The sequence below is a fragment of the Aerolutibacter ruishenii genome, from assembly GCF_007830115.1.
GTDB classification, from domain to species: Bacteria; Pseudomonadota; Gammaproteobacteria; order Xanthomonadales; family Xanthomonadaceae; genus Aerolutibacter; species Aerolutibacter ruishenii.
Genome location: NZ_VLKP01000014.1, coordinates 11,953 through 33,333, shown reverse-complemented (window position 1 = coordinate 33,333; position 21,381 = coordinate 11,953). Strand labels below are relative to the sequence as shown.

18 protein-coding genes and 1 pseudogene are annotated in these 21,381 nt (G+C 69.0%); 11 read left to right on the top strand and 8 right to left on the bottom strand.

Annotated elements, in window-relative coordinates; translation table 11 throughout:
- Positions 1–68: 68 nt before the first annotated feature.
- From IP93_RS14010 to IP93_RS14000, 3 genes are all read left to right on the top strand, one after another.
- Positions 69–773, top strand: coding sequence for a thiol:disulfide interchange protein DsbA/DsbL (locus tag IP93_RS14010; protein ID WP_144816737.1), 705 nt, complete (start codon positions 69–71; stop codon positions 771–773).
- Between the two features lie 88 nt (positions 774–861).
- Positions 862–1,671, top strand: coding sequence for a thiol:disulfide interchange protein DsbA/DsbL (locus IP93_RS14005; protein WP_144816735.1), 810 nt, complete (start codon positions 862–864; stop codon positions 1,669–1,671).
- A 19-nt stretch (positions 1,672–1,690) separates the two neighbouring features.
- Positions 1,691–2,464 carry an endonuclease/exonuclease/phosphatase family protein gene (locus IP93_RS14000; RefSeq protein WP_144816733.1) on the top strand — a complete coding sequence of 258 codons (774 nt, stop codon included), beginning with the start codon at positions 1,691–1,693 and terminating at the stop codon, positions 2,462–2,464.
- A gap of 135 nt (positions 2,465–2,599) precedes the next feature.
- Here the strand turns inward: IP93_RS14000 and IP93_RS13995 are convergent.
- Positions 2,600–5,598: pseudogene (locus IP93_RS13995) on the bottom strand (TonB-dependent receptor plug domain-containing protein).
- 219 nt (positions 5,599–5,817) lie between these two features.
- The gene (locus IP93_RS13985) at positions 5,818–6,645 is read right to left on the bottom strand and encodes a sulfite exporter TauE/SafE family protein (protein ID WP_277874045.1); all 828 of its coding nucleotides are present in this window, start codon (positions 6,643–6,645) and stop codon (positions 5,818–5,820) included.
- A 231-nt stretch (positions 6,646–6,876) separates the two neighbouring features.
- Here IP93_RS13985 and IP93_RS13980 point away from each other — a divergent pair, with 231 nt between their 5' ends.
- From IP93_RS13980 to IP93_RS13970, 3 genes are read left to right on the top strand one after another with little or no spacing between them, the layout of a single operon-like run.
- A complete protein-coding gene (locus tag IP93_RS13980; RefSeq protein ID WP_144816728.1) occupies positions 6,877–8,871 on the top strand; it encodes a lytic transglycosylase domain-containing protein in 1,995 nt (664 codons plus the stop codon).
- Positions 8,868–9,782: a complex I NDUFA9 subunit family protein gene (locus IP93_RS13975; protein ID WP_144816726.1), complete on the top strand. Its 915-nt coding sequence runs from the start codon at positions 8,868–8,870 to the stop codon at positions 9,780–9,782. The genes IP93_RS13980 and IP93_RS13975 overlap by 4 nt, the downstream gene beginning before the upstream one ends.
- Positions 9,779–11,023: a multifunctional CCA addition/repair protein gene (locus IP93_RS13970; RefSeq protein WP_144816724.1), complete on the top strand. Its 1,245-nt coding sequence runs from the start codon at positions 9,779–9,781 to the stop codon at positions 11,021–11,023. Before IP93_RS13975 ends, IP93_RS13970 begins: the two co-directional genes overlap by 4 nt.
- Positions 11,024–11,118: 95 nt before the next feature.
- On the opposite strand, the gene IP93_RS13965 is transcribed toward IP93_RS13970, so the two are convergent.
- Both IP93_RS13965 and IP93_RS13960 read right to left on the bottom strand, forming a co-directional pair.
- Positions 11,119–11,523, bottom strand: a complete 405-nt coding sequence (locus IP93_RS13965; protein ID WP_144816722.1) for a VanZ family protein — start codon at positions 11,521–11,523, stop codon at positions 11,119–11,121.
- Positions 11,520–12,704, bottom strand: coding sequence for a class I SAM-dependent methyltransferase (locus IP93_RS13960; protein ID WP_338419424.1), 1,185 nt, complete (start codon positions 12,702–12,704; stop codon positions 11,520–11,522). The genes IP93_RS13965 and IP93_RS13960 overlap by 4 nt, the downstream gene beginning before the upstream one ends.
- A 61-nt stretch (positions 12,705–12,765) precedes the next feature.
- Between IP93_RS13960 and IP93_RS13955 the strand changes: the two genes are divergently transcribed.
- Positions 12,766–13,509, top strand: coding sequence for a pteridine reductase (locus IP93_RS13955; RefSeq protein ID WP_144816719.1), 744 nt, complete (start codon positions 12,766–12,768; stop codon positions 13,507–13,509).
- 70 nt (positions 13,510–13,579) lie between these two features.
- Here the strand turns inward: IP93_RS13955 and IP93_RS15700 are convergent, their stop codons facing one another.
- The 4 genes from IP93_RS15700 to tsaD all read right to left on the bottom strand — a co-directional run bounded on the left by IP93_RS15700 (position 13,580) and on the right by tsaD (position 15,859).
- On the bottom strand, positions 13,580–13,744 hold the full coding sequence (locus IP93_RS15700) for a hypothetical protein (protein ID WP_158636360.1): 165 nt from the start codon (positions 13,742–13,744) through the stop codon (positions 13,580–13,582).
- Between the two features lies 1 nt (position 13,745).
- Positions 13,746–14,228 (bottom strand): 2-amino-4-hydroxy-6-hydroxymethyldihydropteridine diphosphokinase, encoded by a 483-nt coding sequence (folK, locus tag IP93_RS13950; protein WP_144816717.1) that lies wholly within the window; start codon positions 14,226–14,228, stop codon positions 13,746–13,748.
- On the bottom strand, positions 14,228–14,611 hold the full coding sequence (gene folB / locus IP93_RS13945; RefSeq protein ID WP_144816716.1) for a dihydroneopterin aldolase: 384 nt from the start codon (positions 14,609–14,611) through the stop codon (positions 14,228–14,230). Before folB ends, folK begins: the two co-directional genes overlap by 1 nt.
- 225 nt (positions 14,612–14,836) lie before the next feature.
- Positions 14,837–15,859 (bottom strand): tRNA (adenosine(37)-N6)-threonylcarbamoyltransferase complex transferase subunit TsaD, encoded by a 1,023-nt coding sequence (gene tsaD, locus IP93_RS13940; protein ID WP_144816714.1) that lies wholly within the window; start codon positions 15,857–15,859, stop codon positions 14,837–14,839.
- A 589-nt stretch (positions 15,860–16,448) separates the two neighbouring features.
- Between tsaD and rpsU the strand changes: the two genes are divergently transcribed.
- The 4 genes from rpsU to IP93_RS13920 all read left to right on the top strand — a co-directional run bounded on the left by rpsU (position 16,449) and on the right by IP93_RS13920 (position 21,369).
- A complete protein-coding gene (gene rpsU, locus IP93_RS13935; protein WP_036137208.1) occupies positions 16,449–16,664 on the top strand; it encodes a 30S ribosomal protein S21 in 216 nt (71 codons plus the stop codon).
- Positions 16,665–16,862: 198 nt separating this feature from the next.
- On the top strand, positions 16,863–17,306 hold the full coding sequence (locus IP93_RS13930) for a GatB/YqeY domain-containing protein (protein ID WP_144816713.1): 444 nt from the start codon (positions 16,863–16,865) through the stop codon (positions 17,304–17,306).
- A 161-nt stretch (positions 17,307–17,467) separates the two neighbouring features.
- Positions 17,468–19,216: a DNA primase gene (dnaG, locus tag IP93_RS13925; RefSeq protein ID WP_144816797.1), complete on the top strand. Its 1,749-nt coding sequence runs from the start codon at positions 17,468–17,470 to the stop codon at positions 19,214–19,216.
- A 170-nt stretch (positions 19,217–19,386) separates the two neighbouring features.
- Positions 19,387–21,369 carry a S9 family peptidase gene (locus IP93_RS13920; RefSeq protein WP_144816711.1) on the top strand — a complete coding sequence of 661 codons (1,983 nt, stop codon included), beginning with the start codon at positions 19,387–19,389 and terminating at the stop codon, positions 21,367–21,369.
- The last annotated feature ends 12 nt before the right edge of the window (positions 21,370–21,381 follow it).

Below are 21,381 nucleotides of genomic sequence, written 5' to 3'. Positions count from 1 at the left end.
TCTGTTTCCGGGCGCCCCTTTTTCCACCACCCACCGCAATCGCGCGGGCCACCAGACCCGACTGACCGATGACCCCACACCGCCCCTCGCTCCTGACCACGCTGGCCCTGTCCGCCCTGCTCGCCATCACGCTGCCGCTGGCCAGTGCCGTTGCCGCCACGCCCGCGGCCAAGGCCCCGACCGCGCTCGTCGCCGGCGTGGACTACGAACTGATCGAAGGTGGCGCCGCCTATCAACCGGTGACCGGCAAGGTCGAGGTCGCCGAGGTCTTTGGCTACACCTGCCCGCACTGCGCACACTTCGAACCCGCGTTCGCGGCCTGGAAGGCTCGCCAGCCCAAGGACGTCAGCGTGGCGCTGGTCGCCGCACCGTTTGGCGGAAGCTGGATGCCTTACGCGCGCGCCTTCTACGCAGCGCAGCGTCTGGGCGTTGCCGGCCAGACCCACACGGCCATGTTCCGCGCGCTGCACGAGGACGGCAGCCTGCCGCTGGGCAACGCCACCGCCGACGAGATCGCCACTTTCTATGCCGGGCGCGGCGTGGACCGGACCCGCTTCATCGACCTGTTCAACAGCGCCGAAGTGGGCGCCGACATGCAACGCGCCCGCGACTTCATCATGCGCAGCGGCGTGGATGGCACGCCCACGCTGGTGGTCAACGGCAAGTACCGCGTGATCGGCGGCCAGAACTTCGCCGATCGCCTGCGCATCGTCGACCGGCTCATCGCGCAGGAGCGTGCGGCAGGGCGTCCCACCGCCCGTGCCAAGCGCTGACGACGACGCGGCCTGCCCGACAGGGCGCGCTGCCGCATAATGCCGAAGACGCCTCTCGCGCTCCCTTTCCTCCAGTGGAATCGATGCAATGACTTCACGCCTGACCCTGATCCTGTTCACCGCCCTGACCCTGGCTGCCTGCGGCAAGCAGGAAGCCCCGGCACCGGCCGCCCCGGTGGCGGAGACGACCCCGGCGGCCACCCCCACGCCGGCCGCGACCGAAGCAGCCACGCCGGCCGCCGCCACAGAAAGCGCGCCGAACAACAACCCTATCGTGCCGCCGCAAGGCCCGGCGCCGGTGCTGGGCACCGACTACGTGGAGATCGCGGGCGGCCAGCCGTTCCAGCCGGGCACCGGCAAGATCGAAGTGGCCGAAGCGTTCGGCTACACCTGCCCGCACTGCGCCAGCTTTGAGCCGGTGGTCACGGCGTGGAAGGCCAAGCTGCCGGCCGACGTGAACTTCGTGCCGGTGGCCGCGCCGTTCGGCGGCTACTGGATGCCGTACGCCAAGGCCTACTACACCGCCGAAGGCATGGGTCTGGTCGGCAAGACCCACGACGCCATGTTCCGTGCCATCCACATCGAGCGCACGCTGCCGGTGCAGGGCGTGACCGACGAGCAGATCGGCGCCTTCTACGCCAAGTACGGCGCCGATGCGAAGGCCTTCGCCAGCACCATGTCCAGCTTCGCGGTTGCCGGCAAGCTCAAGCGCGCCGAGCAGTTCCTGGTGCGCAGCGGCGTGGAGGGCACCCCGACCCTGGTCATCAACGGCAAGTACCGCATCACCGGCGGCCAGGGCTTCGAGGACGTGCTGCGCATCGCCGACCACCTGATCGCCCAGGAACGCGCGACCTCGGCGCCTGCAGCGGCCGCACCGGCCACCGGCACCGGCGGCTGATCACGGCGGAGACGTTGGCATGACCTCGCCTGGCAGGAAGACGCGACGGCTGCGGCTGCTCAGCGCCAACATCCAGGCGGGTTCCAGCACGCGCGGCTACCACGACTACGTCGCGCGCAGCTGGTCGCACGTGTTGCCGGCAGGCAACAAGCGCGGCAGCCTGGACACCATCGCCCAGCTCGCCGGCCAGTTCGACATCGTCGGGTTGAACGAGAGTGACCCCGGCAGCCTGCGTTCGGGTTTCACCAACCAGACCCATTACCTGGCCGAGCGCGGTGGCTTCGATTACTGGAGCCACCAGCCCAACCGTCGCGTCGGAGGCGTGGCATCCAGCGCCAACGGCCTGCTGGCCAAGCTTGAACCGCGCGAAGTGCTGGACCACAGCCTGCCCGGCCGCCTCGGTGGCCGCGGCGTGCTGGTCGCACGCTTCGGCAACGAGGCCGACTCACTGATGGTCGCGGTGGCGCACCTGTCGCTGGGCGCGACCTCGCGCGCCTCGCAGCTGTCGTTCATCGCCGAACTGCTTCACGGGCACCCGAACGCGGTGCTGATGGGCGACTTCAACTGCCCCATCGACCGCCCCGAGATGCAGCAGTTGTTCAAACGCACCCGACTGCAGCCGCCGGACCACGACACGCCCACCTTCCCCAGCTGGAGCCCGCAGCGCGCCATCGACCACATCCTGGTGGGTGACGGCCTGCGTTGCAGCGAGCCACAGGCGCTGCCCGCGGCGTTCTCCGACCACCTGGCATTGTCGGTCAACCTCGACGTACCGGAGCAGGCGTTGGCCTGATCGGGATGCACGTCGCGCACGCGCTTCTTGCCGGCCTGATCTTCGCGGCGCTCCGCACGCACCATCAAGACACGCCATGAAGCAGAACGGCCGGGGATCGCTCCCCGGCCGTTGCGTGTTCACGCTTTCAACCGATCAGAACCGCAGGTCGGCACGCACGTAGAAGTAGCGGCCACCCGGGATGTCGTAGGTGGAAGCGTCGTAGCCGTTGAGCGAGCACGACAGGCAGATCGGCGGATCCTTGTCGAACACGTTCTTGGCGCCCAGGGTCAGCTGCAGGCCCTTCATCCAGTCGAAGCGGTAGCCCACCTGCACGTCGTGGTAGGTAATCGCCTCGAGATGGTTGGTGCCAGCCCAGATGTCGTTCCCGTCGTCGTCCTGGCCGACGATGGCACCATCGCTGCAGATCGGGAAGGACGCGGCATCGCCACAATCCTCGGTGAGCTCGGAGATGTGGCGCATGGTCCACGACGCGGACCATGCGTTCTTGCTCCACTCCAGCGAGGTGTTGGAGGTCCACTCCGGGATCGCGCTGTCGGTGACTTCCACGCCCACCGCGCGCGGCTGCACCTGGCCCGCGGCGCCGATCGCCTCGTAGCGACCGACGAACGTGTTCTGCCACGCCAGCTTGAAGTTGCCCAGCGAAGTTTCCGGCAACGTCCAGAACACGTCGAAGTCCCAGCCATCGGTCTTGATCGAGCCGAGGTTGGTCAGGCGGTTGTTGAAGCTGTTGATGCTGCCCACGTTGGGTGCGCGGGTGATGCCGTTGCAGTACAGCGGATCCATCGTCTCCACGCACAGGTCCAGCTGGGTCTGCGCGTCGATGGCCTGTACCGCGCCTTCCAGCGAGTGGCGGTAGTAGGTCAGCTCGATGTCCAGCCGCTCGGACCACGCCGCGTCGCTGGCGAAGGACGGGCTGAACACCAGGCCCGCGGTGAAGCTGCGCGCGGTCTCCGGATCCAGGTCCGGGTTGCCGCCGGTGGTGACCGAGATCTGGCTGTTGGACTGGCTGGCGCCGGCCGGCACGCCCAGCGCGCGGCAGTTGGCGATGTTGCCGGTCGGCGCCGAGCCATCCAGGCCGATCAGGCACGGGTCGTCGATCTGCAGGTCGGCACGGCTGGCCGAGCCGTACAGTTCGCCGATCGACGGCGCGCGGAAGCCTTCGGCGTAGGTGGCGCGCAACAGCAGTTCGTCGGCCACCTGCCAGCGCAGGCCGAACTTCGGCGTGAACTGGCCGCCGAAGGTGGAGTAATCCGAATAGCGGCCGGCCAGGCTCAGGTCCAGGCTCTTGCCGAACGCGGTGTCGCGCATCAGCGGCACGGCAAACTCGACGTATGCCTCGCTCACGTCATACTCGCCCGAGGTCGGCAGCGACGGCACGCCGTTGTAGTGGCTTTCGACCACGGTACTGCCGTCCGGACGGGTCATGGTCACGTAGTTGATCGGGTCCGGAATGTATTCACCCTCGTAGCGGCGGTGCTCCAGGCCCGCGGCGAACGACAATGGCCCGGCCCACATCTCGAACAGGTCGCCGGAGATGTTGGCCGTGGCCAGCTGCAGCGTCTGCTCGCTGCGGTCGCGCACCACCGGCTGGATCCATGCCAGCATCTCGCGCGTGATCGTGCCCGGGCCTCCAAAGAGGTTCAGCGGCACGCAGCCCGGCGTGGTCGCGCAGGTGGCCCCGGAGGTGTCGGTGTCACCCAGCGCCAGCGCGACGTTGCGGATGTTGTACGAGCCGAAGTTGGTCTGCTCCGCCTCGTTCTTGCTGGCGGCGACGTTGACGTCCCAGAACCAGGTCTTCTCGCCGGCATCGAAGCTGCCTTCCATGCCCGCGGCGAAGTACTGGGTGTCCACCTTCTGTTCGAAGATGCGCGGGCCGCCTTCGACCGGGCGGCGACCGATCATGATCAGGTTGGAACTGGAGTCCAGGTCGATGCCGAACGGGTTGTAGACGTGCGAGGCGGGGATGAAGATGCCATCCGCGTACGGGTTGCCGGTGCCGGCATCGCCACCGAGGAAGATCGGCTCCGGCGCGGCCTGGTTGGTCGACTCGCGGCGGTTGTACAGCGCCTTGGCGTAGGCATGCACGTTGTCGCTGAAGTAGTAGCGGAACTGCCCGAACACGCCGGTGCGCTCCGACGGCGTCAGCAGCATGTTGTATTGCGAGAAGTTGAAGCGGTTCGCGGTGCGGAACGGGATGAAATCACCCGGGTAGCCCGGCGTTGGCGAGAACGTGGAGCCATTGGGCGTGGTGATGTTGCAGAACGGCACGTCCGGTGTGGCAGGGTTGTCGTCCAGGTCCACCGCCGGGCAGGCGGTGCTGGGCACGCCCGGCAGGAACACGAAGCGACCGTTGGGCGTGGCCGAGCTGCCAAAGGTCAGTCCGGTTCCGGGTGTCGGGAAGCTGGACTGCTCGCGGGTGTTGGAATAGATCGGGTCCTGGTTGACGTAACTCGCGCCGATAAAGAAGTTGGCGCGCTCGGTGCTGGTGCCCCACGCCAGGTCGACACTGCCAAGGCGCCGTCGCCTTCACCGTACTGGCCGGCGTTGACGGTGACCTGGCCGCCTTCGAAGTTGCGGCGGGTGATGATGTTGACCACGCCGGCGATCGCGTCGGAGCCGTACAGCGAGGATGCGCCATCCTCCAGCACTTCGATGCGCTCCACCAGCGCCAGCGGGATGGTGTTGAGGTCGGTGGCCGCACCCACGCCCGAGGCGGAGGATTCGTTGATCCAGCGCACGCCATCCACCAGGACCAGCACGCGCTTGGGGCCCAGGTGGCGCAGGTCGACCTGCGCCGAGCCCGCGCCCACGCCGTCACCGTTGGGCGAGAAGCCGAAGTTGCCGGACGAGTTGAACTTGGTGTTCAGCGCCGAACCGGCACCGGTCAGGCTCTGCACGATGTCGCCCAGCGAGGTCAGGCCGGTGCGGTCGATGTCGTCGCGCGAGAGCGTCTGCACCGGCACCTGGCTTTCGACCTCGGCCTTCTTGATGCGGGTACCGGTCACGCGCACCGAATCGAGGGTGGTCGCCTGCGACGACTCGGCTTCCTGTGCGGCAACGACGCCGGGCAGGGCGATCAGCATGGACAACTGGATGGCTTTCGCCAGGGTCTTGCGGCGCAACGCTTGCATCGACTTTTCTCCCTAAAGTGATGAAACAACCCACGGCCGCCCGGCCCCTGTTCCAAGGCGTAACCGGGTTGTAAACAAATTGTGAACCCACCACAAGCGGCAAAGGATTGGGCCGGAGCAGCATGAATACCCGAAATCAGATGCCGACGACCCGATGACGCCCCGTTCAGCGTCGGGCCCCGTGAAACCGGGATCGCGGCCGGCAGACCGTCGCGGGCCTCACCCGCCCAATAACAGGCTGCTCCCGACCAGCACCAGGAACCCGGCAAACACACGCTTCAGCGTCTCCCCCGAAAGCCGGTGCGCCAGTCGCGTGCCATAGGGCGCTGCGAACACCGAGGCGATGGCCACGCCGATGGCCGCCGGCAGATACACGTAACCGATGGCGTGCGCCGGCAAGGCCCCGGCAGGTGCCTGCAAGGCATAGCCGGCAGCGCTGGCCAGCCCGATGGCTACCCCACAGGCCGACGACGTACCCACCGCACGCACCGGGGCAACGCCACGCGCCACCAGCAACGGTACGGTCATGCTGCCGCCGCCGATGCCCACCACCGCCGAAACCGCGCCGATGCCCACGCCGGCCGCGCTCATGCCCGGGCCGCACGGCGCCGGCCGAGTGTGTGCATCGGCGGGCGTGCGCCGTCCCAACAGCAGCTGCGCGGCGGCCAGGAAGCAGTAGCCCGCGACCAGCCAGCGCAACCAGTCGCCCGGCAGGTGGATGGCAAACGCGGCACCCGCCCAGCCGCCCACCAGCAAGCCCGGCACCATCCAGCGCACCGTGGGCCACATCACGCTGCCGCGCCGGGCGTGTGCCCGCGCCGAGGCAGCGGCGGTGAGGACGATGCTGGCCAGCGAACTCGCAAGCGCCGCGTGCATCGCCGCGTCCTGCGGCACCCCCAGCAGCGGCAGCATCCACGCCAGCGCCGCGACCAGCACCAGGCCACCGCCCACGCCCAGCAACCCGGCCAGCACGCCTGCGATCGCTCCCAGCCCCAGAAACGCCAACCACGCCATCGACACGCTCTCTTCTCCTGTTTTAGCCTGCATTTGCGCGCCACCGTTATTGCGTGCGACGCCATTCAAGTCGTTCATTTTGACTCGGCTATAGTCCGGGCCATGCGACAAAAAACGACCCCCATCGTAATCGCGTCGCTGCTGGCGGCGTCTGCCACCACCGGATGCGCGCAGCCTGCACCGGTCGACGCCAGGCCGGCCGGCGTCCGCGCAAACTCCTCCGCCAACGCCGCTGCCATGGCTGTCGAGCCTGTACGCCCGGCAATGAACGGGCCATCGGCGCTTGTGACCACGACCACCGGAACCGCTGCCGCGCAGTCCCCGGACACTGCCCGTTTGACCCGGGTCCGCGCCGCCCTGGAAGCGGCCGAACGGGGCGACTTCGACGCATCGCAGTACGCGGACCTGGCACGCGACCCGCTGTGGGGCTGGATCGAACATGCGGCACTGCGTCGCGATATCGACACGCTGGACCCCGCACGCGCACAGGCGTTCCTGCGCCGCCACCAGGGCCAACGGGTCGCCACCGCGTTCCGCGAGGCGTGGCTGGCCGCCACCGCGCGGCGCGAAGACTGGATCGCGTTCACGACCGCGTGGACGCCCGGGTTCACGGACGATGACCTGCGTTGCGCGGATCTCAAGGCGCGGCAGGCACTGGGCCACGCTGATGCCGCCTGGCGCGCCGACGCCCAGGCGATGTGGCGGCAGGCGGGCAAGTCGCTGCCAGCCGCCTGCGACGCGCCGATGGCGGTTCTGGCCGACGCTGGTGACCTGCCGTCGCCGCTGCGCTGGGAGCGAATCGACCGCGCCATCGGGGCGGGCGAGCCGGGCGTGATCCGTGCCGCCGCACTCGGCCTGCCCACCGAGGAACGCGCGCTGGCCGAGGACTACGCCGCTTTCCTGCAGGCGCCCCACGAGCGCGCGCTGGCGTGGCCGAAGAACCAACGCAGCCGACGGGTCGTGGTGCAGGGTCTGGCCCGGCTGGCCAAGGACAATCCCGAGGCCGCGGAAACGCAACTGGCCACCCATGCGCCGACGCTGCAGCTGGATGCGAAGGAGCGCGGGCAGGTACTGCATGCCATCGCCCTGTGGACGGTGGCTTCCTACGGCCCTGACTCGGCCAGACGCCTGGCCGCGGTACCGATCGAGGCCTATGACGGGCGGCTGCACGAATGGCGCGTTCGCGAAGCAATGGCGCGCTCCGACTGGTCCGCCGCACTGGCGGCCTTGCGCCTGATGCCGCCGGCGCAGCGCGGTGATTCACGCTGGCAGTACTTCGAGGCCCGCCTGAGCGAACTGACCGGCGACCGTGCCACCGCCCGGCGTCTGTATGCCGAAGCGGCGCGCAAGCCTGAATTCCATGGTTTCCTCGCTGCCGATCGCATCCGGCAAGCGTATGCCCTGTGCCCGCTCACGCCCGAGGACGACCCGGCGGCCCGAAAAGAGGTCGCACGCGACCCCGCGCTGGTGCGCGCACTGGCGTTGTATCGACTGGGGCGCCCCGGCTGGGCGCAGCGTGAGTGGGACGACGCCCTCTCGCGCTTCGACGACACGCAGCGGCGCATGGCGGTGGCCGAAGCCCAGGCCAGCGGCTGGTTCGATCGCGCGGTGTTCAACCTGGGCAAGCAGCGCGACGAACTGCGCCTGTACCACCTGCGTTTCCCGCTGCACCACGACGCCACCATCCGCCGCGAGGCCACCCGCCAGCAGCTGGACCCCGCCTGGGTGGCCGCGGAAATCCGCGCCGAGAGCATCTTCAACCCGACCGCGCGCTCATCGGCCAATGCGATGGGCCTGATGCAGGTGATCCCCGCCACGGGCGCCGCGGTCGCCTCCCGCATCGGCCTGCCGTGGACCGGCCCGGAGATGCTTTACGACCCCGACGCCAACATCGCCATCGGCACCGCGTACCTGCGCCAGTTGATGGACAAGTACGGTGGCCAGCCTTACACCACCATCGCCGGCTACAACGCCGGCCCCGCACCGCTGGCCCGCTGGCAGGCGCAGCGGCCGGGCATGGATCCGGATTTCTGGATCGAGACGATCAGCTACAAGGAGACACGCGAATATGTCGCCCGGGTGCTGGCGTTCAGCGTAATCTACGACTGGCGGCTCAACGGCGACGCAGCCACCCTCAGCGATCGCCTGCGCGGCATCACCGACGGCCCGCGCAAGCGCCTCGAGTGCCCCGAGCCGGAGGCGGCCGTGGCGCCGGCGCCCGTGGCCAAGCCCGGCAAGAGAACGAGAACGCGAAGATGAGCAGACAGCACGTCGTGGTCCTGGGCGGCACCGGTTTCGTGGGGCGCCACCTGGTGCCGCGCGTGCTGCGCGATGGCCACCGCGTCACCGTCGTCACCCGTGGACTGACCGCGGACACGCGCGCCGCGCTCTCGCGCGAGGCCAGCGTGCGCGAAGGTGACGTGCACGACGCCGCGTTCCTCGCCAACGTGTTCGAGGATGCCGATGCGGTGGTCAACCTCACCGGCATCCTCAACGAGAAGGGCGACCGTGGCGATGGCTTCGAACGCGTGTTCGTCGGCGTCACCGAAACCGTGATCGCGGCGATGAAAGCCAGCGGCACGAAGCGACTGCTGGAGATGAGCGCGCTCAACGCCGGCCACGGCGAAAGCCATTACCTGCAATCGCGCGGGCGCGCCGAAGCCAAGGTCCGCGGCTCGGGGCTGGAATGGACGATCTTCCGCCCTTCGGTGATCGCCGGCCCAGGCGACGGGCTGTTCTGTCGCTTCGACAAGTTGCTCGGTGCCGCGCCGGTGCTGCCGGTCGCGCGCGGGCATGCGCGCTTCCAGCCGGTATGGGTCGAGGATGTCGCCGAAGCCTATGCCCGGGCGCTCACCGACGCTGGCAGCATCGGCCAGGTGTACGAACTGGTGGGGCCGGACGTGCTTACGCTGGCCGAGATTGTGCGCCTGACCGCGCAGGCCCGCGGCCGCCATCGCACCGTGCTCGCGCTTTCGGAGCGACTGGGCCGCTGGCAGGCCGAAATCGGCGAACACCTGCCGGGCAAACCGATCAGCCGCGACAACTGGCGCGCGCTGGCGCTCGATTCCACCAGTCAAGACAACGGCCTGCCCAAGCTCGGGATCACGCCCACCCGCGTCACCGACCGCCTGCGCGAGATCCTGCGGTTGGACGGCGCCCCGGACGCATGAGCCTGCACGTGCCTGGCCGCGTCTATCTGGTCGGCGGCGCGGTGCGCGACCGCCTGCTGGGCCTTCCACCCGGCGACCGCGACCACGTGGTGGTGGGCAGTACCCAGGCGGCGATGGAAGCCGCCGGCTTTCGCGCCGTGGGCCGCGACTTCCCGGTGTTCCTGCACCCCGACACTGGCGAGGAATACGCATTGGCGCGCACCGAGCGCAAGTCCGGGCGCGGCTACCGCGGCTTCGTGGTGGATGCTGATCCGGCGGTGACGCTGGAGCAGGACCTCGGTCGCCGCGATTTCACCATCAACGCCATCGCCGAATCACTGGACGACGGGGCGTTGGTGGATCCGTTCGGCGGTGCGCGCGACCTGCAGGCGCGGGTGCTGCGCCACGTGAGCCCCGCCTTTGCCGAGGACCCGCTGCGGGTGCTGCGCGCGGCACGGTTCATGGCGCGCTTCGCCCCGCTGGGTTTCGAGGTGGCGCCCGCGACCGTGGCGCTGATGCGCCAGATGGTCGAGGCCGGCGAACTGGAACACCTGGTGCCCGAGCGGGTGTGGCAGGAACTGCGCCGCGCGTTGTCCGCTGCCCGCCCGTCGGCGTTCCTGGCCACCCTGCGCGCCTGCGGCGCGCTGGCGGTGGTGCTGCCGGAGGTGGATGCCCTTTACGGCGTGCCGCAGCGTGCCGAGTTCCACCCCGAGGTCGATACCGGTGTGCACGTGGAACTGGTGTGCGACATGGCCGCGCGCATCGCCCCAGGCGATGACCTGGTGGGTTTCGCCGCGCTGACCCATGACCTGGGCAAGGCGCTCACCCCGGCACACGTGCTGCCGCGGCACATCGGCCACGAAGGCGCGGGCGTGGCACCGCTGCGCGCCTTGTGCGAACGCCTGCGGGTGCCCACCGAGCACCGCCTGCTGGCCGAAGCCGCCTGCCGCGAGCACCTCAACGTGCACCGTTTCGACGAACTGCGCGCCGAGACCGTGCACGCGCTCATCGCGCGGTGCGACGGTTGGCGCAACCCGGCGCGCATCCGCCAGTTGGCACGGGTGTGCGAGGCGGACAAGCGCGGCCGCACCGGGCACGCGGACGATGCCTATCCGCAGGCCGCCGCGCTGTGCCGCGCGCTGGAGGCCGCGCTGGCGGTGCGCACGGCGGACCTGCCGCCGGGGCTCACCGGGCCGGCCATCGGCGAGGCCATGGCGCGCGCACGCGTGGCCGCCATCGCCGCGGCCACCGGCAAGCGCTGAGCGACCCGCTGCCGTCCGACCAACGTCCCGCGCACCGGCGACGCAGCGACCGGGCGCCCTGTTCTTCCGCGTTGATGCCCTGGCGCGACCTTGGGTCAGCCCGCCTGGCGACCGTCAGGCAGCCGCAGGCGCGCCACCATCTTCCGCCCCACCCACCAGCCCAGCACCACGCCCAGGGTGTTGGCCGCCATGTCGGCCGGGTCGGCCAGCCGGGACGTGGTCCAGGCCGCCTGCGCCGCTTCCAGCGACGCCCCCAGCGCGACCAGCGCCACGGCCGCCAGCAGTTGCGCCCGCGCCGGGACAAACAGCAGCACCGCACCCGCCGACAGCACGGCATAGGCGGCCAGGTGCTCGACCTTGTCGATCCCGGCGAAAGAGGGTTCGGGCAGGGTCGCCGAGGGCAACAGCGAGCCGACCACCACGGCACCGATCAACAGCAACCAGGCGAGCAGCAGCAGGCGCGGCTGGCGCCAGGGACGCAGCAGGCGGGTGTTGCTCACAGGCGGAAGCTCAGGTCGCCGACCAGGAATGCCGCGCCAAACTCCACCCCTTTCTCGAAACCCATCACCTGGAAGCGTTCGCCCATTTCGCTGGGCAGGGTCAGGCGCTTGATCTCCTGGTGCCGGCGCAGGCGTTCGACCTCGTCATCCAGCGCCTCGATCCGCGCCAGCACCCCGGCCAGGCCGTTGCCGAGCAGGAAGCTGGCCTGCGAACAGTAACCGGCCAGGTCGAAGCCCGCGCCGACGCCCGCCTCGGCCAGCGCGGTGAAGTCCACCGACGCGGTCAGGTCCTGCAGGCCCGGCCACAGCATCGGGTCGCCGTGCATGCGATGGCGATAGAACGCACGCAACGTGCCCTCATCGCGCTCGGGCAGGTAATACTCGCCGCGCACGTAGCCGTAATCGACGAACAGCATGGCGCCGGCCTTCATTCCGCCCGACACCGCCTGGATCCAGTACGGCAACTGCGGCAGCACCTCGGAGCGGTAGCCGTCCGGCAATGGCGCCTGCAGGCCGCCCTGCAGGTGGCGTACCGCCGCACCAAGGAAACCATCGGCCGGGCGCAGCACGCGCACCAGGCGGCCGTCCTCGAGCGCGACGTGTTCCTCGTAGACCTCGCCGGCCTCGACCGCGAAGCGCGGCGTGGGCAACGCGTCGATCACTTCGTTGGCGAACAGCACGCCGATCCAGTCGTGCGGCACTGGCCCGTCCACCCATTCCACCAGGTCGAACAACGGCGGCACCAGCCGTTCGCGCAGCCGCTCGCGCTGGCGCACGCGCAACTGCGCGCTGGGCTCCAGGATCAGGTAGCGGTTGGGCAACGCGTCCAGTTCCATCAGCCGCTTCAGCGCCACCTCGGCGAAAGCGCCGGTGCCGCCGCCCAGTTCCAGGAACAGCGCCTCGGGGCCGAGCTGCTGCAGCACCGGCGCCACCGCCTCGGCCACGCACGCGGCAAACACCGGACCCAGTTCAGGCGCGGTGACGAAATCGCCCGCGTCACCGAACTTGGTCGCACCCGCGCTGTAGTAGCCCAAACCGGGCGCGTACAGCGCCAGCTCCATGTATCGCGAGAACGGGATGACGCCGGCCTCGCTGGCGGCGATCTCGTCCTGGATGGCGGCGGTCAGCCTGGCGCTGTGCGCCAGCGCATCGGCATCGGGTTCGGGGAGCTGGAGGTTCACGATGGCTTCCTGGATCACGTGCGCGCAGGATAGCCTGTCGCGTGCAACCGGAGCCTGACCGATGAACACCCCCGTCCGTCCCGTCGCCCTGATCACCGGCAGCGCGAAGCGCATTGGCGCCGCCATCGCCCGCACGCTGCATGCCGCCGGCTACGACGTCGCGCTGCACTACCGCAACTCGCGCGGGGCGATCGAAGCGCTGGCCGCGGAACTGGACCACGCCCGCCCCGGCAGCGCGCACACCCTGCAGGCGGACCTGGCCGAGTTCGACCGCATTCCCGAGTTGTTGGCGCACACCGTCGGCCGTTTCGGGCGCCTGGACGCACTGGTCAACAACGCGTCCTCGTTCCACCCCACGCCCATCGGACTGGCCACGCCGGATGACTGGGACGCGCTGATGGCCAGCAACGCCCGCGCGCCATTCTTCCTGGCGCAGGCCGCGGCGCCGCACCTGCGCGCCAGCGGCGGCGCCATCGTCAATCTCACCGACATCTACGGCGAGCGCCCGCTGCGCCAGCACACCGTGTACTGCATGGCCAAGGCCGCGCTGCTGATGATGACCCGCTCGCTCGCGCTCGAGCTCGGCCCGGAGGTGCGCGTCAACGCGGTGTCGCCCGGCGCGGTGCTGTGGCCCCAGGACTGCGGCAACACCGCCGCGCAGGAGGCGATGCTGGCGCGCACCCCGCTGGGCCGCACGGGCACACCGGAGGAAGTCGCCGAAGCGGTGCGCTGGCTGCTGCAGGACGCACGCTACAGTACCGGCGAGGTGCTGCACCTGGACGGCGGCCGCATGCTGGCGGGTTGAAGGCGCAGGCAGCGCCGTACCCGCAACACCACGATCACGATCGCGTCTCAAGCAAGCCGCGGTAGCGAGCTCAACGTGGCGGCTCGTTCCCTTCGCGCGCCGCGGCTTCGCTCTCGCGGATCTTGCGGCGGAGGAACAGGTGGATGGCCACGGTGAGCGCGATCGACAGTACGGTTACCGCGATCGCCAGCCAACCCATCGGCGTGGTCAAGAGCTGGTCCAGCAGTGGCGACATCTCACAACTCCACGCTATCGAAGGCGCGTTCGTGGTCCGGGTGCACCGCCCACAACTCGGCCAGCGTGCGTCCATCGCCCGGCACGCGCACGCCCGGCGCGATGTCGGCCAGTGGCTTGAGCACGAAGGCGTGCTTCAGCTCCGGTCGCGGGATGCGCAGGTTGCCCTCGCCCGCGCACACGCGGTCGTCGAACAGCACGATGTCGATGTCCAGCGTGCGGTCGCCAAATCGCGGCCCGCCACGGTCCCGCCCGTGCGCATCTTCCAGCGCGTGCAGCCAGTCGTTCAGCGCCTGCGGCTCCAGGTCGGTCTTGATCATCGCCGCGGAGTTGAGGAAATCATCGCCGTCAAAACCCACCGCCGCGGTGCGGTACACCGGCGAATGCAGCACCACGCCGAAGCGCGCCTGCAGCGCCGCCAGCCCGCTGCGCAGGTTGGCCTCGGCATCGCGGTTGCTGCCCAGGCTGAGGTAGGCCCTGTGCATCACAACAACCCGCTGATGCCTTCCGGCGAGCGCCCCGCGCTGCGCTCGATGATCACCCCCACCGCGCGCGCGCCGCGCACGGCGCCGGGCTTGCTCAGCTTGAGTCGCACGTGGCTGACCCCGAATTCGTCGAGGATGATCTCGGCCACGCGCTCGGCCAGCGTCTCCACCAGGCCGAAGCCCGATTGCGACACGTACTCCTCGACGCGGCGGCTGATGTCCTTGTAGTTGAGCGTGTCCTCGATCGCGTCGCTGGCGGCCGGCACGCGGTTGTCGAAGGCCATCTCGATGTCGAACACCAGCGCCTGCCGGATACGGCGTTCCCAGTCGTAGATGCCGATCAGCGCCTCGATCTCGAGCGCTTCGATGAAGACCTTGTCCACTCGTAGTACCTGCCTGCCTGCGCCATGCGTGCGCCGTCACGACATTTTGTCACGGGCGCGGGGGTTGATGCCGCAGGCAGCGGCGGCACGCATGCTGCTGGCGCCCCGCCCCCGTTGGCGCAAATCGGACGCGCGTTCATCGCCGGCGAAAATGACTGGCAACGCCATGGGGATTGCCCTGTCCGCGATCCGCATGGGACGACGGCAGGGCATGCCATCCGCGGCTCAGACTGCTTCCAGCGTCGCCATGTCCCAGCGCGGGGTGACCCGCACCGATTCGTCCACGTGCTGGCCAGCCTGCAACCGCAGGGCGCCGGCATAGGCGATCATCGCGCCATTGTCGGTGCAGAACGCCGGCCGCGGGAAGCTGACCCGCCCGCCACGCCGCGCCGCCATCTCCTGCAGCTTCGCCCGCAGGCGCTTGTTGGCCCCGACGCCACCGGCCACCACCAGCGTGTCGCAGCCCGCCTCGTCCAGTGCGCGCTGGCATTTGATCGCCAGCGTATCCACCACTGCATCCTCGAATCCGCGCGCGATGTCGGCACGGGTTGCTTCGGACTGGTCGCTGCCCTGCCACGCCAGCAGCACCTGGGTCTTGAGCCCGCTGAAGCTGAAATCCAGTCCCGGTCGATCGGTCATCGGCCGCGCGAACCTGAACGCGCCCGGCCGGCCCTGTTCGGCAAGCGCGGCCAACTGCGGCCCACCCGGATACGGCAGGCCCATCAGCTTGGCGGTCTTGTCGAAGGCCTCTCCGGCGGCGTCGTCCAGCGTCTCGCCAAGCAGCTTGTAGCGGCCGATGGCCTCCACATGGATCAGCTGGGTGTGGCCGCCGGAGACCAGCAGCGCCACGAAGGGCGGCTCGGGGCGACCGAGCGGGTCATCCTCCATCAGCGGCGCCAGCAGGTGGCCCTCCATGTGGTGCACGGCCACCGCGGGCAGGTCCAGCGCCCACGCCACCGCGCGGGCCACGCCGGCGCCGACCAGCAGTGCGCCCACCAGGCCGGGACCGGCGGTGTAGGCCACGCCATCGAGCTCGTCGATGGTCATGCCGGCATCGACCAGGGTCTGGCGGATCAGCGGCAGCAGCTTGCGCACGTGGTCGCGGCTGGCCAGCTCGGGCACCACGCCGCCGTATTCGGCGTGCAGGGCGATCTGGCTGTACAGGCCATGGGCACGCAGGCCGGTGTCCGTGTCGTACACGGCCACGCCGGTCTCGTCGCAGCTGGTTTCGATGCCGAGGACTTTCATTCTGGGGATATGGGGGCGTTTGGACTGAAAGCGTAGCGCTTTTGGGGGGTATCGGCCGGGAGTGTCTTGGGCCTGGCATTGCTCCAGCCCTTATCTCTCGCATTTCTGCCAAGGTAGGCATCGAGAGCCGGCGTGGGCCATCCATGGCCCGCTTTTCCGCAACGCCAGGCCCAAGCCCCTCCCTCTCAAACGCCTCCGCCGCGAAGGGGAAGAGCAAAAGCAAGAGCCGGAGCATCGCGGCATCGGGCCGCCGAGGTCTGCGCCCTCATGGAGTGTGGCGGAAGGCGGGCCACGCCCAGGCACCTCCCTCTCCCACCCTCCGCGACGGATGAAAAGGACAGCTGCCGGAAGCATTCAGCATTGAATCGGCGAAGACGGCGTTCTGCCCGGGTGCTGCGGAGAGCCGGCCATGGATGGCCGGCGCCCCCGACTCGGGGCAGGAAGCCCCGATGGAGGGGCGTAGCAGTACCCGGGCAGAGCGTCGCCCCCACCGAAGCCAGGCCCCGGACTTGCACTCCCCACCCAAGCGCGATTAAAATGCGCGGCTCACCCGGTCCTCCCGGGATCGGTCCCTGAATAGAGATTACGTATGCCCAGCGTCAAAGTCCGCGAAAACGAGCCTTTCGAGTTTGCCCTGCGTCGCTTCAAGCGCACCTGCGAGAAGGCCGGCGTCCTCGCCGAGACCCGCAAGCGCGAGTTCTATGAGAAGCCGACCCAGGAACGCAAGCGCAAGGCCGCCGCTGCGGTGAAGCGCCAGTCGCGTCGCGCCTCGCGCGATGTGACCAAGCGTCAGCGCCTGTACTGAGTACAGCGGGTTCGTCCGCTGTGGCCGGCCTCGGGGCGGGTCACGGTGGATGCCGAAAGCCGGCCGCGCCTCCGCGTCGCCGGCTTTTTGTGTTTTCTGATGCCCGTGCGGGAATTTGTCCGCCGCGCATCGGCCCGGCTCCCTCGCCATCACGCACCCCGGATGGCACCTGCGCCACACCCCCATTGGAGTGATCCCATGAGCCTGAAGCTACGCCTGACCGACGACATGAAGGCCGCCATGAAGGGCGGCGACAAGGACACGCTGGGCGTCATCCGCCTGATCAACGCCGCCATCAAGCAGCGCGAAGTCGACGAGCGCATCGAGCTGGATGACGCCGCGGTGATCGCCGTGCTGGAGAAGATGGTCAAGCAGCGCAAGGATTCGGTCAGCCAGTTCGAAGGCGCCGGCCGCGAGGACCTGGCCGCGATCGAGCGCGCTGAACTGGTGATCATCGACCGCTACCTGCCGGCGAAGATGGGCGAGGCGGAGATCGCTGCCGCCGTCGACGCCGCCATCGCCGAAACCGGTGCCACCAGCGCCGCCGACATGGGCAAGCTGATGGGCGTGCTCAAGCCGCGCCTGGCCGGCCAGGCCGACATGGGCCTGGTGTCCAAGCTGGTGAAGCAGAAACTGGGCTGAGTCACACGGAGCACGCCTTCGGGCGGCTCCGTCCGCCTCCTCGACGCCGCCCGCAGGCGGCGTTGGCGTTTGTACGCCCTGCACACGCGCCCACACGCCATGCGGTCAGCGAGCGCATGGCATCATCGTCTTACTGCTTCAAGGAACCGCCCGCGCCCGCGATGGCCCGCATCCCCGACGCCTTCATCGACGACCTGCTCGCCCGCTCCGACATCGTCGAGCTGATCGGCGCGCGCGTGCCGTTGAAGAAGCAGGGCCGCGAGTACAGCGCGCGCTGTCCGTTCCACGACGAGCGTTCGCCGTCGTTCACCGTCTCGCCGACCAAGCAGTTCTACCACTGCTTCGGTTGCGGCGCGCACGGCACCGCGATCAGCTTCCTGATGAACTACGACCGCCTCGAATTCCTCGACGCGGTGGAGGAACTGGCCAAACGCGCCGGCATGGAAGTGCCGCGCGACACGCAGCAGCGCAACGCCAATCCCGACGGCCAGGACCTGTACGCGGCGCTGGATGCGTCGGCGAAGTTCTTCCAGAAGCAGCTGGCCGGCAGCGCGAAGGCGCAGGCGTATCTCGATGGCCGCGGTGTCGACGCGACCACCCGCGAGCGCTTCGCCATCGGCTATGCGCCCGATGGTTTCAACGCACTGCGCGATGCGCTGGGCAGCGACGAACGCCGGCTGAAGCTGCTCGAGCGCGGCGGCATGATGTCGCGCAACGACACCGGCCGCGTCTACGACAAGTTCCGCGACCGGGTGATGTTCCCGATCCACGACCGTCGCGGACGGACCATCGCCTTTGGCGGCCGAGTGCTGGAGAAGGACGACGGCCCCAAGTACCTCAACTCGCCCGAAACCGAACTGTTCCACAAGGGCCGCGAGCTGTATGGCCTGTGGCAGGTACGGCAGGCGCACAACAAGATCCCGCGGCTGATCGTGGTCGAGGGTTACATGGACGTGGTCGCGTTGTTCCAGCACGGCGTGGACACCGCCGTGGCCACGCTCGGCACCGCCACCACGCCCGACCACGCCGAACTGCTGTTCCGCAACGCACCGGACGTGTACTTCTGCTTCGACGGCGACCGCGCGGGCCGTGGTGCGGCGTGGAAGGCGGTGGAGTCGGTGCTGCCGCGCATGAAGGACGGCCGCCAGGCATTCTTCCTGTTCCTGCCCGAGGGCGAGGACCCGGATTCACTGGTGCGCCAGGAAGGCCAGGAAGGCTTTCACGCGCGCCTGCAGCAGGCCACGCCGCTGTCGCAGTTCTTCTTCGATTCGCTCAGCGCCGACGTCAACCTCTCCACGCTGGAAGGCAAGGGCCGCCTCGCCGAGCGCGCCAAGCCCTACCTGCTGCAGATCCCCGACGGCGCCTTCGGCGACCTGATGAAGCAGCGGCTGACCGAGCTCACCGGCGTGGGCGCGCGCACCAGCTCACCCCAGACGCACGTCCGCGCGCAGCGCGCACGCAGCGCAGGCGCCGCGCCGGCTGCCGGCAAGCGCAGCATCGTGCGCAGCGTGATCGCGCTGCTGCTGCAGCATCCGCCATTGGGCGTCGAGTTGCAGCCGCCCTACCGCTTTGCCACGTTGCGCCAACCCGGGGTCCCGTTGCTGGTCGAGCTGCTGCAACTGGTCGACCAGCGCCCCGACATCAATACCGGCGCACTGCTCGCCCACTTCGAGGGTCGCGACGAACAGGCCGCGCTGCAGAAGGTGGCGCTGCTGAACCTGCCCGGTGACGAAGTGCAATGGCTGCGCGAATTCATGGATGGGATCAACCAGCTCGAGTCGCAGACGGTGCAGCAACGCATCGACGATCTGAATGCCCGGATCCGCGACGCGGGCAGCATGTCGGCATTGTCCGCTTCGGAAAAGGCGGAACTTCGAGAGTTGCAGAGCCCGGTTCGCAAAGACCCCTGACCCGCGGCCTCCCATGCGCACCGCTGGCTGGCAGGAAGCGGTCCGTCGCCGGGGATGTCGCGCCATGGTGGTCTTGCCTGCGCTCTCCCCGTCCACCGGTTTCGCCCACTCCGGCAACCTGCTGGCGCGTTAAGCTCGGGGCTTCGCTGCCACCCTGTCCGGAGCCCCTGATGCGCCTGCACCGCCTCGCCCCGATCGCCACCCTCGTGCTGGCCTGTGCCAGCGCCAGCGCTGCCAGCCCCACGGTGCAGCGCGAGGAAGTCGGCACCCGCATCAGCGAGAACATCCCAGCGATTCCGACGGCACTGGTCGAACAGCTCAACCGCTACCAGAACACACGTGGTGCCGGCTTCGTCGGCTGGACGTCGGGCGGCTGCATGCTGGTCGGCACGCGCTTCGCGGAGACCAACCAGATCCACCGCGTGTGCCAGCCGCTGGGCATGCGTGAGCAACTGACCTTCTACCCCGAGCCGGTCAACGGCGGCCGCGCCGCGCCAGCCGGTTCCGGGCTGGATGGTTTCGTGTTCGGAAAGGACGTGGGCGGCAACGAGTTCTGGCAGTTGCACTGGTTCGACCTGGCCACGCGCAACGCCACCCTGCTCACCGATGGCAAGTCGCGCAACCAGGCACCTGCATTTTCGGCCGACGGCAAACAACTGGCGTACAGCAGCACCGTGCGCAACGGCAAGGACGTGGACGTGTGGGTGATGGACCTGGCCACCCGCCAGCCGCGCCTGGTGGTCAGCGAAGGCGGCCAGTGGTCGGCCGAGGATTTCTCGCCGGACGGCAAGCGGCTGCTCGTCACGCGCTACGTGTCGGCCGCCGAGTCCTATCCGGGCGAAGTGGACCTTACCAGCGGCAAGCTCACCCTGTTCCCCGTTGACGGCGGCAAAGCCGCGTTCAGCGGGTTCCGCTACGCGCCCGATGGGCAATCTGTGTATTTCGTCTCCGACGAACCGGTCAACGGCAAGCCGAGCGAGTTCAAGACGTTGCGCCACCACGATCCGGCCAGCGGCAAGCTCACCGAGCTGTCGGCCGGCATCCGGTGGGACGTGGAAGACTTCGTCTTGGCTCGCGACGGCCGCCACCTGGCCTTCGTCACCAACGAGGACGGCATCAGCAAGCTGCATGTGCGCACCTTGCCCGGACATCGCCCGGTAACGCTGCCGGCACTGCCGATGGGCGTGATCGGCGGCCTCGATTTCTCGCCCGATGGGCAACGCCTGGCGATCACGCTCAACACCGCGACTTCGCCCAGCGATGTGCATGTGCTCGATCTGGGCAGTGGTGCACTGACCCGCTGGACGCGCAGCGAGATTGGCGGTCTGGACCCGTCGAAGTTCGTCACTCCCACACTGGTGCGCTATCCCACCTTCGACCAGGCTGATGGCAAGCGCCGTACCATCCCCGCGTTCTACTACCGCCCAGCCAACATCGCCAAGGGCACCAAGGTCCCCGTGGTGATCAGCATCCACGGCGGCCCCGAAGGCCAGTCGTTGCCGACCTTCAATCCCACCGCGCAGTTCCTCGCCAACGAAATGGGCGTGGCGCTGCTGGTGCCCAACGTGCGCGGCTCCAGCGGCTACGGCAAGACGTGGCTGGGCCTGGACAACGGTGCCAGGCGCGAGGATTCGGTGAAGGACATCGGCGCGCTGCTCGACTGGATCGCCAGGCAACCCGAACTCGATGCCTCACGCGTCGGCGTGCAGGGCGGCAGCTATGGCGGCTACATGGTGCTGTCGTCACTGATGCATTACAGCAGCCGCATCCGCGCGGGCGTGGACATCGTCGGCATCTCGCACTTCGGCACGTTCCTGAAGAACACCGAGAGCTACCGCCGCGACCTGCGTCGTGCCGAGTACGGCGACGAGCGCGATCCCGCAATGGCCAAGGTGTTCGAGCGTATCTCCCCGCTCAACCACGCCGACCGCATCACCTCGCGCCTGTTCGTCGCGCAGGGCAAGAACGACCCGCGCGTGCCGTATACCGAGGCCGAGCAGATCGTGCGGGCGGTGCGTGGCAATGGCCAGCCGGTGTGGTACCTGCTGTTCAACGACGAAGGCCACGGCTTCCGCAAGAAGAGCAACGTGGACTACTACAGCGCCGCGACCATGCTGTTCTGGCAACAGCACCTGCTGGGCGGGGCAGATTGATCAGGCCTGGAG

What these genes read in the sequence shown, in the direction of transcription:
- IP93_RS14010 (WP_144816737.1), top strand. Translation starts at nt 69, where the DNA reads ATGACCCCACACCGCCCCTCGCTCCTGACCACGCTGGCCCTGTCCGCC.
- IP93_RS14005 (WP_144816735.1), top strand. Translation starts at nt 862, where the DNA reads ATGACTTCACGCCTGACCCTGATCCTGTTCACCGCCCTGACCCTGGCT.
- IP93_RS14000 (WP_144816733.1), top strand. Translation starts at nt 1,691, where the DNA reads ATGACCTCGCCTGGCAGGAAGACGCGACGGCTGCGGCTGCTCAGCGCC.
- IP93_RS13985 (WP_277874045.1), bottom strand. Translation starts at nt 6,645, where the DNA reads ATGCAGGCTAAAACAGGAGAAGAGAGCGTGTCGATGGCGTGGTTGGCG.
- IP93_RS13980 (WP_144816728.1), top strand. Translation starts at nt 6,877, where the DNA reads ATGAACGGGCCATCGGCGCTTGTGACCACGACCACCGGAACCGCTGCC.
- IP93_RS13975 (WP_144816726.1), top strand. Translation starts at nt 8,868, where the DNA reads ATGAGCAGACAGCACGTCGTGGTCCTGGGCGGCACCGGTTTCGTGGGG.
- IP93_RS13970 (WP_144816724.1), top strand. Translation starts at nt 9,779, where the DNA reads ATGAGCCTGCACGTGCCTGGCCGCGTCTATCTGGTCGGCGGCGCGGTG.
- IP93_RS13955 (WP_144816719.1), top strand. Translation starts at nt 12,766, where the DNA reads ATGAACACCCCCGTCCGTCCCGTCGCCCTGATCACCGGCAGCGCGAAG.
- IP93_RS15700 (WP_158636360.1), bottom strand. Translation starts at nt 13,744, where the DNA reads ATGTCGCCACTGCTGGACCAGCTCTTGACCACGCCGATGGGTTGGCTG.
- folK (WP_144816717.1), bottom strand. Translation starts at nt 14,228, where the DNA reads ATGCACAGGGCCTACCTCAGCCTGGGCAGCAACCGCGATGCCGAGGCC.
- tsaD (WP_144816714.1), bottom strand. Translation starts at nt 15,859, where the DNA reads ATGAAAGTCCTCGGCATCGAAACCAGCTGCGACGAGACCGGCGTGGCC.
- rpsU (WP_036137208.1), top strand. Translation starts at nt 16,449, where the DNA reads ATGCCCAGCGTCAAAGTCCGCGAAAACGAGCCTTTCGAGTTTGCCCTG.
- IP93_RS13930 (WP_144816713.1), top strand. Translation starts at nt 16,863, where the DNA reads ATGAGCCTGAAGCTACGCCTGACCGACGACATGAAGGCCGCCATGAAG.
- dnaG (WP_144816797.1), top strand. Translation starts at nt 17,468, where the DNA reads ATGGCCCGCATCCCCGACGCCTTCATCGACGACCTGCTCGCCCGCTCC.
- IP93_RS13920 (WP_144816711.1), top strand. Translation starts at nt 19,387, where the DNA reads ATGCGCCTGCACCGCCTCGCCCCGATCGCCACCCTCGTGCTGGCCTGT.